Genomic DNA, 10,245 nt, shown 5'->3' with positions numbered 1-10,245 from the left:
TAGGCAGCCGACTCATAAAACTCGATCCACAGCCTGACCGATGCCAATTTGATCATCGACAGGAAATTGCGTGACGTCTTCTCGTATCGGGTTGCGATACGGCGGAACGAGGCTTTCAGCCTGCCAAAGAAACGCTCGATTTTGTTGCGTTCCCGGTAGATTGCAGCATCAAATTCGGCGGGTAGTTTGCGGTTGGCCTTGGGAGGGATCACGTCGATAGCGCCCTGTTCCCAGATCAAGTCTCTGATCCAGTCTGCGTCATATGCTTTGTCCGCGAGCACATGTTGGCCAGGTTGCAAATTGTCCAGTAGCGCCTTGCACGGCGGCGCGTCATGAGCTTGGCCGGGTGTCAATTCATATCGGATCGGCAGCCCATCCTGATTGGTAAGTGCATGTATTTTCGTTCCTAATCCGCCCCGTGAGCGACCTAAACAGCGGCGCGGGTCTTTTTTTGAGAGTCGTGGCGGAATGATGCGCGCGCACGCTGGTCCCGTCGACCATCACTGTGTCCACGTTATGCGCGTCGGCGATGGCGTCCATGATCCGGTCCCAGTGGCCCGCATAGCTCCACCGGTTGAAGCGATTATAGACCGTTGTCGGTGGGCCATATTCGCTGGGCAGATCGGCCCAAGGGATGCCGGTGCGCAGGACGTAGAAAATACCGTTGATCACGCGGCGGTCATCCACCCGCTTCTTGCCGCGCGTTTTGTTAGGTAAGACAGCTTTGATGAATTCCCATTCCAGATCGCTCATGTCTGATCGTGCCACTTCCATCCTCCCGCCCGTTGTTTAGACGAAATGAATCACAAACTTATGCTCCTAAACAAGAATTAATGGGTGTGCTGCCTAGTCAAATACGACAGTGCGTTAATCAGTGCAGAGTAGAAGGAGAGCGGCGGCGTGAAACTATCGCCATGGGGGGCATGAATTGAAGCTGATCAATTCATATCGCCGGCGCTTGAAACGCAAACACCTTCAGATGCGCGCGCGCCGCAAAAGCCTTGGCTTGACGATTGCAGCGGACCGAACCCGAGCGATCCGGGACAACGATATGCTTTTGGTCTCAACAATGCGCAATGAACTGGTCCGGCTGCCGTATTTTCTGGAATATTATCGAGAACTTGGCGTTCTCCACTTCCTGATTGTCGACAATGACAGCAGTGATGGCACGCGCGAGTATTTGCAGGATCAACCCGACATCTCTCTTTGGACCACGAAAGACAGCTACAGGGCCGCCCGGTTTGGCGTTGATTGGACAAATTGGTTGCTGCGCAGATATGCCCATGGCCATTGGGCATTGGTGGTGGATCCGGATGAATTCTTCGTCTTCCCGTTCTGCGATACCCGACCGATCCAGGCGCTGACCGATTGGCTGGACAGTTCCTCGGTGCGGTCTTTTGGCGCGATGCTTCTGGACATGTACCCCAAAGGACCGCTGGAAACACACCCCTACACTGCCGGGCAGAACCCGCTGGAAATCGCGCCGTGGTTTGATGCCGGGAACTACACCATTCAACGTAACCCCGACTTTTGGAACCTATGGATCCAGGGTGGGCCGCGTGCGCGTGTGTTCTTTGCGGACAAGCCGAAACAGGCACCAGCGCTTAACAAGGTGCCGTTGGTCAGATGGGACCGACGTTACGCCTATGTCAGTTCCACCCATATGCTGTTACCGCGCGGGTTGAATATCGTGTATGATAAAAGTGGTGGTGAAAAAGCCAGCGGCATCCTCATGCATATGAAGTTCCTCAACACCTTCGCTGCCAAAGCCGAAGAAGAGCTGAACCGAGGACAGCATTCCGCCGCGTCGAAGGAATATATCGCCTATGCTGATGGACTGCGACATAATCCAGACATTTGGTGCGAGTTCTCAGAGAAGTACATTAACTGGAGACAGTTGGAAATTTTGGGTCTTATGTCGAAAGGGAACTGGGCATGACTGTCGGCATCATCATGCTTGTACACACCGCGTTCGATCGGGCCGAACAAGTGGCCCGTCACTGGACACGGGCCGGCTGTCCCGTGGTGATTCATGTCGACAAAGCGCTACCGCTCGCTCAGTATGAAAAATTCGCAGCGGCCCTGTCTGACATCGCAACGTTGAAATTTGCGCCGTGCCACCGTTGCGAATGGGGCACATGGGGTCTTGTTTCTGCCGTTCAGGATGCCAGCGAGATCATGCTGTCCTCTTTCAAGGAAGTTCGGCACGTCTATCTGACCTCCGGTGCGTGCCTGCCATTGCGCCCCGTCGAAGACCTGATCTCTTACCTGGCAGAGCGACCTCAGACCGATTTCATCGAAAGCGCGAATGTCGCGACGGTGCTTTGGCCAGTTGGTGGGCTGGACGAGGAACGCTTCACCTTAAGGTTCCCGTTTTCTTGGAAAAAGCACCGCTATCTGTTCGATAAATACGTCGATCTTCAGCGCCGTATCGGGTTCAAGCGAAACATACCCGACGGAATCGTGCCGCATATGGGAAGCCAGTGGTGGTGCCTGACGCGACAGACACTATCAGCCATTCTGCAAGATCCCAAACGGCCCGTGTTCGACAAGTATTTCAAACGGGTCTGGATACCGGACGAGAGTTACTTTCAAACGCTTGCGCGCCGTTATTCCGTTGCGCTGGAAAGCCGCTCTTTGACATTGTCCAAGTTTGATTTTCAGGGCAGACCTCACATCTTTTACGATGACCATTTGCGGCTTCTGCGGCGGTCGGACTGTTTCGTTGCACGCAAGATCTGGCCGCGCGCGAATAAACTCTACGATGCATTCCTGGCCGCGCCCGGCGACGACATGAACAGAGCCGAGCCAGATCTTGGCAAGGTTGATCGCATCTTTGCCAAAGCGGTGCAGCGCCGAACCCGCGGACGTTCCGGCCTATATATGCAAAGCCGTTTTCCACGGAGCGGTTACGCCAGCGGCACCGCTGCAAAGTATTCTGTTTTTCACGGGTTTTCCGACCTGTTCGAAGATTTTGCAGACTGGATGCACCGGACAACCGGAACCAATTTGCACGGCCACCTGTTTGCACCAGATCGCGTTGAATTTGCGGGTGGGAAAACCATCGTGGCAGGCGGACTGTCTGATAGCGCCGCATTGCGCGATGCCAATTGTGCCGCTTTTTTGACCAATCTGCTGTGGAACACGCGCGGCGAACGGCAATGTTTCCTGTTTGGACCGACCGACGATCAGCGGATTCGCAAAACCATCGCTTATGATCGCAACGCGCAAGTGTCTGTCATCACCGGCGCATGGGCCATTCCACTGTTCAAATCGAATGTCGATTTCGCCGACATCCGCGAAGAAGCGACCAAGCTACAGCAGGTCGAAGCCGAACATCTTGCGATCTTACGCCGCCCGGATGCCAAAGCGCGGGTAAGGGTTTGGACCTTGGCAGAGTTCATTGATGCGCCAATTGGCTTATTGCAAACCATCATCGATGAGATGGGTGAGAAACCATCGCAACGGCTGGCAGAAGCGCCCCGGATGGCCGACCTGACCGGCTTTGGCCAATTCCTTCAGAATTTGAAAAATCAGGGTGTTCAGCCCAACTTGACAGGCAACTTTCCGGCAAATCCTGAACCGATGAATGCACAATCTTTGCCTCAAAAACCGTATCTGGTACGATAAAGGATGGCCGCGCAATTCGACTATTTCGTGGTGTTTGCAGAGATGCGCACCGGGTCCAACTTTCTTGAGGCAAACCTTAACCAATTCGACGGCCTCACCTGTCATGGCGAAGCCTTCAACCCCGGTTTCATCGGCTATCCGAACTCGAAAGACATTCTAGATGTCACCCTCGCGCAACGCGACCGTGACCCCGGCCACCTGATCGAGGTCATCCGCGACCAAACCAAGGGGATTGGCGGGTTTCGGTTCTTCCATGATCATCATCCCGGCGCGCTTGATCTGATCCTGAACGATCCACGATGTGCAAAGATCATTCTGACACGCAACCCGGTCGAAAGCTACACAAGCTGGAAGATCGCCAAAGCCACCGGCCAGTGGAAACTGACCAATGTCGAGAAACGAAAAGACAGTCGTGCCTGGTTTGATGCCGAAGAATTCAAAGGGTACCTGACCCGCTTGCAAGCATTTCAGATTCGCCTGCTTAAGGCACTGCAAACGACGGGCCAGACCGCCTTTTACGTCGCGTATGAGGATTTGCAGGACATTGCGGTGATGAACGGGCTGGCAGCCTGGCTGGGTGTGGCTGACCGTCTCGAAGGGTTGGACAAAAAACTGAAGCGTCAGAACCCCGAACCGCTTGCCGACAAGGTTACGAATTTCCCGGAGATGGAAGATGCCTTGGCCAGCCTGGATCGCTTCAACCTGACGCGTACGCCGAATTTCGAACCGCGGCGCGGCCCGCAGGTTCCCCGTTATGTCGCCGCGCCAGACAGCGCGCTGCTTTACATGCCGATCCGGTCGGGCCCCGAAGAGGTGGTGCTGGACTGGCTGGCATCGCTGGATGGCGCTGGCAGGAACGCGTTACAGACGCGGTTCTCGCAAAATAGCCTGCGCAAATGGATGAAGGCAAAACCCGGCCATCGCAGCTTTGCCGTGATCCGGCATCCGCTATTGCGCGCCCATGCCGCGTTCTGCGCGAAAATCCTGGCCCGCGGACCGGGCAGTTTTGCAAAAATTCGGCAGGCCCTGCAACGCGCCCACGGATTAGACTTGCCCGACGATCCGTCAGATCCACGCTACGACGCCAACGCTCACCGGACCGCGTTTGCTGCGTTTTTAAGTTTCATCAAGGCAAACTTGAACGGCCAGACCGCAATCCGTGTTGACGCGCACTGGGCCAGTCAGGTGCAATGTCTACAGGATATGAGCGGTTTCACCCTTCCCGACATGATCGTAAGAGAAGACGAGATGGCGGTTTACCTGCCCGCCATGGCGATGCAAGTCGGCCACGATGCGCCGCCCGACACTCAAAGCTCTGCCCCTGATACGCCCTACCGGCTGCAAGAAATCTACAATGCCGAACTAGAGGCGCTGGCCCGCGATGCTTACCATCGTGATTATCTGATCTTCGGCTTCCGTGATTGGACACCGTGATAGGCACAAATGGAAAACGGCGACAGCCAGTCAAGGCTACTCTCGCGGAAGGTTCTGAATAGGGCGCAGCCCAGCTACGCGATAGCGACCGACTCGCCTTCGGTCAGGATCGTGTATAGCGTCGCAGCATCGGGATTGGCGCGCAGTTTTGCGCAAATCGACGCCTCCCGCAAGGTCCGCGAGACCAGCGCCAAAGCCTTGAGGTGTTCAACCCCGGCATCCTCTGGCGCGAATAGTCCAAAAACCACGTCGACCGGTTGTCGGTCGACGGATTCGAAGTTGATCGGCTTGTCCAACAGGATAAAGACGCCGACCACATCAGACAGTTCCGGAATGCGTGCATGCGGCAGCGCAACGCCTTGCCCCACGCCCGTCGGGCCAAGGCTTTCACGCTCCATCAGCGCCTCGACCGCCGCCGGGGCGCTGATGCCGTAAGCAGCCTCTGCCAGGTCGGCCAGATCATGCATCAATCGTTTCTTGCTGGAAGCTGCGCCAATAACCTTGACCGCCTCCGGTTTCAAAAGCTTGAGAAAGTTCATTACATGCCTGTCTTACCGGCGCTTTGACACAGCCTGCTGGCGTGCTGCCGAAGTGGTCGATTACGGGTCGATCCAGCCGATATTGCCGTCTTCACGGCGGTATACGACGTTCACCCCGTCCTTCTTTTCGTTCCGGAACACAAGGACCGGCGCACCGGCAAGCTCCATCTGCATGACCGCCTCACCCACGGTCAGAGAGGGGATCTTGGTTTCCATCTCCGCCACGATGATCGGTTGCAACGTGTCTGTTTCCGTCTCTTCCGACTCGGAATCGCTGGCGAGGATATACGAGGCCGCCCCGAAAAGTTCAACGGGTACTGAACGGTCCTTGTGATGGTCTTTCAAACGGCGCTTGTACCGCCGGAGCTGTTTTTCCATCTTCTCGGCACAATCGTCAAAAGCCGAATATATTTCAGTGGCATAGGCCTTGGCAGTTGCGGTCAGCCCGGTCGACAGATGCACCGTCGCCTCGCAGACAAATTCATGGGCGCTCTTGGAAAAAACGACATTCGCGTCGGTTGGGCGTTCTGCATATTTCTGAACAACCGAGTTCAGCTCGTTCTTTACATGCGTTTGCAGGGCTTCGCCGACGTCAATATGTTTGCCTGTGATCTGGTAGAGCATCCTGAGATCCTTCTTATCTGACACTTCGGACATGAGACGCATGGCGAGGTCCATTATACGTCAGGTCCAAAGCGGGGAAAAACATCACTGAAAAGAGCATTGGCTTTCCTCCGGAGAAACCGAGATGCAGAGCATGATGGTCTTTCTCAGTGTTGTCATGGTCCCATTTGAGGCGAGACGCAGGTCAACTGTCAATCGAATCCGGCCCGGAACCGCGCAAATTTAGTTGAAAACTTGCCCTTGACGTTGGGCGATCGGCGACGTCATGAGATCTTGAAATTATCACCGAGATAGACGCGCCGCACGTTTTGATTCTGGACAACCTCTTCCGGCGTCCCGGACATCAGCACCGTACCGTCATGAAGGATGTAAGCACGATCAACGATTTCCAGCGTTTCGCGGACATTGTGATCGGTTATCAGCACGCCGATGCCACGTTTCTTCAGATCCGCGACAAGATGGCGGATCTCATTGACGGAAATCGGATCGACGCCAGCAAACGGTTCGTCCAGCAGCAGATATTTGGGATCGGCGGCCAGGCAGCGGGCAATCTCGACCCGGCGACGCTCGCCCCCTGACAGGGCCAATGCAGGCGCGCGGCGCAAATGTTCGATGGAGAACTCGCTCAGCAATTCCTCAAGGCGTTCGCGCTGCTTGTGGTGATCGGTTTGGCTGATGTCCAGAATTGCCGCAATGTTGTCCTCGACCGAGAGGCCGCGAAAGATCGACATTTCCTGTGGAAGATACCCGATGCCATATTTGGCGCGTCGGTACATTGGCAGATAGGTTGCGTCGCGCCCGTCGATGGTGACTTGCCCACCTTCCGGACTGACCAGACCTGCGATGGCATAAAACGTCGTGGTCTTGCCAGACCCGTTGGGACCAAGCAGGCCCACGACCTCGCCCCGCCGTAAATTCAGGCTGACATCGCGGATCACCACGCGCTTGCGATAACTTTTCCGCAAGTGCTCAACACGCAATCCGCTTCCGCCTTCGGTCACTTTCAGGTCAGGGGGCGTCATTACTGATCGCCGTCTTGTAGAATGGTCTTAACCCGACCGCTCATCTGCGCGGTGCCCGCGTCCAGATCGACGCGCATACGCTCTGACGTCACCGCACTTGGTCCTTGTGTCAGCAGAACGTTTCCAGCCATGTCGATGGTTCCGCCGTCAATGTCATAGTCGGCGCGCTCCGCCTCGGCCGCATCCTCGCCACTGACAAGGGTCACGCCGCCGGTCGCTTCCAGCCGGTCGATCTTGCTGTTGTCTTCCGCGAAGACCACCAGAACCCGCGGTGCCGCAAGCCGCATGTCGCCCTGCCCGATGATAACATTGCCTGTATACAGGGCGGTGCCGTCCGATTGATTGACCGACAGGTTGTCAGCCGTGACCTCGACCGGGCCGGAACTGTCCCGAGACGCGCCGAACGCGACATTGGCCCCCTGCGCGTAAACCGGCAATGGCAGGATAAGAGCGAGCGCCAAAAGCGCGGGACGGATCGGCAACATGGGTCAATTCTTTCTAGTTTTGCGGATCGTATACCAGTTTTACGCCATCGGTGAACAGCAAACGAACGTCCTCGCCGTTTTCGATTGTCTCAATGCGCATCCGCCCGGCATTGAGTGTCCCGGCCGGCCCCGTCGCTTCGACCGGCCCGGTGCTTTCCGCCTCGATCCGGCTGAGTGATGCGGTCAGCTCTTGCGTTGTCATAACATAGCCGGTTGAGCTTTCGATCAACACCTCACCGGACAATATTGCCGTGTCGTCAAGATCACTGAACGTGGCGCTGTGGGCGTTCAGCATGATCTGGCTTTCGTCCTTCATCTTCATGCGCGCGATCACGGAGGACGCAAAGGCGCGGCCCGGCTCTTCCGGGTCGGGACGCGCGCTTTCGGCGGTGATGGTCAACAAGGCACCGCTGCTTGTCGCGCCCGAGAAATAAGGTGCTGTCACCTGCTGCGATGACGCACGGTCGGCCATCTCGGCATCGCTGAACGGCAGGTCTGCGCCTGGGTCGATGTCTGTCGACAGCAAGAACACCGTCGACAGCAAACCCAGCGCGATAAGCGGCAAGAGGATCTTCAACCAGGCGATGACGCGTGAATATGTGCCGCTTGACCGCGCCATGCCAAGGCCGATCAGTGCGAGAAGATGTCGATTTCGGGCCAGCCGGCAAGGTCCAGCTTCGCCCGCATCGGCAGGAAGTCATAACATGCCTGCGCCATTTCACTGCGCCCTTCGCGCGCAAGCATCCTGTCCAACGCCTCGCGCAGACGGTGCAGATACAAGACATCGGAAGCCGCATAGTCGATCTGTGCGCGGCTCAATTCATCAGCGCCCCAATCGCTCGATTGCTGTTGTTTGGAAATGTCGATGTTCAGCAGTTCTTGCAACAGGTTCTTAAGTCCGTGTCGGTCCGTATAGGTGCGCACCAGTTTGGATGCGATCTTGGTGCAGTAGACCGGGGCCGTCAGCGCGCCAAACGCATTGTATAAAGCAGCAATGTCAAACCGGCCGAAATGGAACAGCTTCAGGACCTTTGGATCCTCCAGCATCCGGCACAGGTTCGGCGCTGCGTTTTGACCCTTGGCGATCTGGACCAGATGCGCGTTGCCGTCGCCGTCCGAAAGCTGTACGACACATAACCTGTCACGATGCGGATGCAGGCCCATCGTCTCGCAATCAATTGCAACAACAGGCCCAAGCTGCAAGTCATCGGGCAGATCGCCCTGATACAGAGTATTGGCCACGACTTCGCTCCTGCTTCATAATGCGGTTGATGCGAAATAGTCCTTCGCTATGCTGCTTGCAACCGCGGTGACGGATCAAGGACTGACGCCACCACACGTCACATTGTCGCCGAATCGTGTCAGTGCTGTCGTGAAGTAGCGGCAGAGATTCGGCAAATCGGTCACAAAGCCGATCAACTTGACACATTTTCTGTAACATATCGTAAAGTTTGTAGTGTCTCGCTACATCTCTGTTTTCCCCGGCCGCGTCCTTACTCGCCTTTTTGTAGAGTCCTTTTTGTCCATTTACCGTCAGCATGACGTGATCGTTACCACATGCGTCGCACCTACTCTCGGGATCTCCATGGCTCTGTTTTCGTCAGAGCTTTAGTAGCTACGCGTCCACCTTACCCAAAAAATCATAGGAAACCGCCAGAAAACTAGGCAGCCGACTCATAAAACTCGATCCACAGCCTGACCGATGCCAATTTGATCATCGACAGGAAATTGCGTGACGTCTTCTCGTATCGGGTTGCGATACGGCGGAACGAGGCTTTCAGCCTGCCAAAGAAACGCTCGATTTTGTTGCGTTCCCGGTAGATTGCAGCATCAAATTCGGCGGGTAGTTTGCGGTTGGCCTTGGGAGGGATCACGTCGATAGCGCCCTGTTCCCAGATCAAGTCTCTGATCCAGTCTGCGTCATATGCTTTGTCCGCGAGCACATGTTGGCCAGGTTGCAAATTGTCCAGTAGCGCCTTGCACGGCGGCGCGTCATGAGCTTGGCCGGGTGTCAATTCATATCGGATCGGCAGCCCATCCTGATTGGTAAGTGCATGTATTTTCGTTCCTAATCCGCCCCGTGAGCGACCTAAACAGCGGCGCGGGTCTTTTTTTGAGAGTCGTGGCGGAATGATGCGCGCGCACGCTGGTCCCGTCGACCATCACTGTGTCCACGTTATGCGCGTCGGCGATGGCGTCCATGATCCGGTCCCAGTGGCCCGCATAGCTCCACCGGTTGAAGCGATTATAGACCGTTGTCGGTGGGCCATATTCGCTGGGCAGATCGGCCCAAGGGATGCCGGTGCGCAGGACGTAGAAAATACCGTTGATCACGCGGCGGTCATCCACCCGCTTCTTGCCGCGCGTTTTGTTAGGTAAGACAGCTTTGATGAATTCCCATTCCAGATCGCTCATGTCTGATCGTGCCACTTCCATCCTCCCGCCCGTTGTTTAGACGAAATGAATCACAAACTTATGCTCCTAAACAAGAATTAATGGGTGTGCTGCCTA

11 protein-coding genes are annotated in these 10,245 nt (G+C 56.0%); 3 read left to right on the top strand and 8 right to left on the bottom strand.

All coding sequences use genetic code 11. From position 1 onward, the window contains the following. Positions 1–768, bottom strand: a protein-coding gene (locus DMZ65_RS19035) for an IS5 family transposase (RefSeq protein ID WP_114963763.1) whose coding sequence is annotated in 2 segments (ribosomal slippage) — positions 1–447 and positions 446–768 — 770 coding nt annotated over the 2 segments. Because the reading frame shifts where the segments join, the coding sequence is not laid out codon by codon here. This gene is flagged as partial in the annotation. A 211-nt stretch (positions 769–979) separates the two neighbouring features. Here DMZ65_RS19035 and DMZ65_RS19030 point away from each other — a divergent pair. From DMZ65_RS19030 to DMZ65_RS19020, 3 genes are read left to right on the top strand one after another with little or no spacing between them, the layout of a single operon-like run. Next, positions 980–1,939, top strand: a complete 960-nt coding sequence (locus DMZ65_RS19030; RefSeq protein ID WP_116600286.1) for a glycosyltransferase family 2 protein — start codon at positions 980–982, stop codon at positions 1,937–1,939. Beyond that, positions 1,936–3,630 carry a DUF5927 domain-containing protein gene (locus DMZ65_RS19025; RefSeq protein ID WP_116600284.1) on the top strand — a complete coding sequence of 565 codons (1,695 nt, stop codon included), beginning with the start codon at positions 1,936–1,938 and terminating at the stop codon, positions 3,628–3,630. Before DMZ65_RS19030 ends, DMZ65_RS19025 begins: the two co-directional genes overlap by 4 nt. Before the next feature lie 3 nt (positions 3,631–3,633). Continuing rightward, positions 3,634–5,064, top strand: coding sequence for a sulfotransferase family 2 domain-containing protein (locus DMZ65_RS19020; RefSeq protein WP_116600283.1), 1,431 nt, complete (start codon positions 3,634–3,636; stop codon positions 5,062–5,064). A gap of 74 nt (positions 5,065–5,138) precedes the next feature. Here the strand turns inward: DMZ65_RS19020 and DMZ65_RS19015 are convergent, their stop codons facing one another. The 7 genes from DMZ65_RS19015 to DMZ65_RS18985 form a co-directional block, all read right to left on the bottom strand. Continuing rightward, positions 5,139–5,603: a PTS sugar transporter subunit IIA gene (locus DMZ65_RS19015; RefSeq protein WP_116600282.1), complete on the bottom strand. Its 465-nt coding sequence runs from the start codon at positions 5,601–5,603 to the stop codon at positions 5,139–5,141. Positions 5,604–5,663: 60 nt separating this feature from the next. Continuing rightward, complete coding sequence (gene hpf, locus DMZ65_RS19010; protein ID WP_116600285.1) at positions 5,664–6,227, bottom strand: ribosome hibernation-promoting factor, HPF/YfiA family; 564 nt, start codon at positions 6,225–6,227, stop codon at positions 5,664–5,666. Between the two features lie 263 nt (positions 6,228–6,490). Beyond that, positions 6,491–7,249 (bottom strand): LPS export ABC transporter ATP-binding protein, encoded by a 759-nt coding sequence (gene lptB, locus DMZ65_RS19005; protein WP_116600281.1) that lies wholly within the window; start codon positions 7,247–7,249, stop codon positions 6,491–6,493. Next, positions 7,249–7,734 carry an LptA/OstA family protein gene (locus DMZ65_RS19000; protein WP_116600280.1) on the bottom strand — a complete coding sequence of 162 codons (486 nt, stop codon included), beginning with the start codon at positions 7,732–7,734 and terminating at the stop codon, positions 7,249–7,251. Before DMZ65_RS19000 ends, lptB begins: the two co-directional genes overlap by 1 nt. Before the next feature lie 13 nt (positions 7,735–7,747). Next, positions 7,748–8,353: an LPS export ABC transporter periplasmic protein LptC gene (gene lptC, locus DMZ65_RS18995; protein WP_116600279.1), complete on the bottom strand. Its 606-nt coding sequence runs from the start codon at positions 8,351–8,353 to the stop codon at positions 7,748–7,750. An 11-nt stretch (positions 8,354–8,364) separates the two neighbouring features. After that, positions 8,365–8,976, bottom strand: coding sequence for a ribonuclease D (locus tag DMZ65_RS18990; protein WP_116600278.1), 612 nt, complete (start codon positions 8,974–8,976; stop codon positions 8,365–8,367). 419 nt (positions 8,977–9,395) lie between these two features. Continuing rightward, positions 9,396–10,164, bottom strand: a protein-coding gene (locus DMZ65_RS18985) for an IS5 family transposase (protein ID WP_114963763.1) whose coding sequence is annotated in 2 segments (ribosomal slippage) — positions 9,396–9,843 and positions 9,842–10,164 — 771 coding nt in all. Because the reading frame shifts where the segments join, the coding sequence is not laid out codon by codon here. Positions 10,165–10,245: the final 81 nt, after the last annotated feature.

The organism is Primorskyibacter marinus, from assembly GCF_003313245.1.
Classification (GTDB): domain Bacteria; phylum Pseudomonadota; class Alphaproteobacteria; order Rhodobacterales; family Rhodobacteraceae; genus Primorskyibacter; species Primorskyibacter marinus.
This window is presented reverse-complemented; position numbering and strand designations above follow the sequence as displayed.

Coding starts and splice junctions, on each gene's coding strand:
- DMZ65_RS19015 (WP_116600282.1), bottom strand. CDS start 5,603: ATGAACTTTCTCAAGCTTTTGAAACCGGAGGCGGTCAAGGTTATTGGC.
- lptB (WP_116600281.1), bottom strand. CDS start 7,249: ATGACGCCCCCTGACCTGAAAGTGACCGAAGGCGGAAGCGGATTGCGT.
- hpf (WP_116600285.1), bottom strand. CDS start 6,227: ATGCTCTACCAGATCACAGGCAAACATATTGACGTCGGCGAAGCCCTG.
- DMZ65_RS19000 (WP_116600280.1), bottom strand. CDS start 7,734: ATGTTGCCGATCCGTCCCGCGCTTTTGGCGCTCGCTCTTATCCTGCCA.
- DMZ65_RS19030 (WP_116600286.1), top strand. CDS start 980: ATGCGCGCGCGCCGCAAAAGCCTTGGCTTGACGATTGCAGCGGACCGA.
- DMZ65_RS19025 (WP_116600284.1), top strand. CDS start 1,936: ATGACTGTCGGCATCATCATGCTTGTACACACCGCGTTCGATCGGGCC.
- lptC (WP_116600279.1), bottom strand. CDS start 8,353: ATGGCGCGGTCAAGCGGCACATATTCACGCGTCATCGCCTGGTTGAAG.
- DMZ65_RS19020 (WP_116600283.1), top strand. CDS start 3,634: ATGGCCGCGCAATTCGACTATTTCGTGGTGTTTGCAGAGATGCGCACC.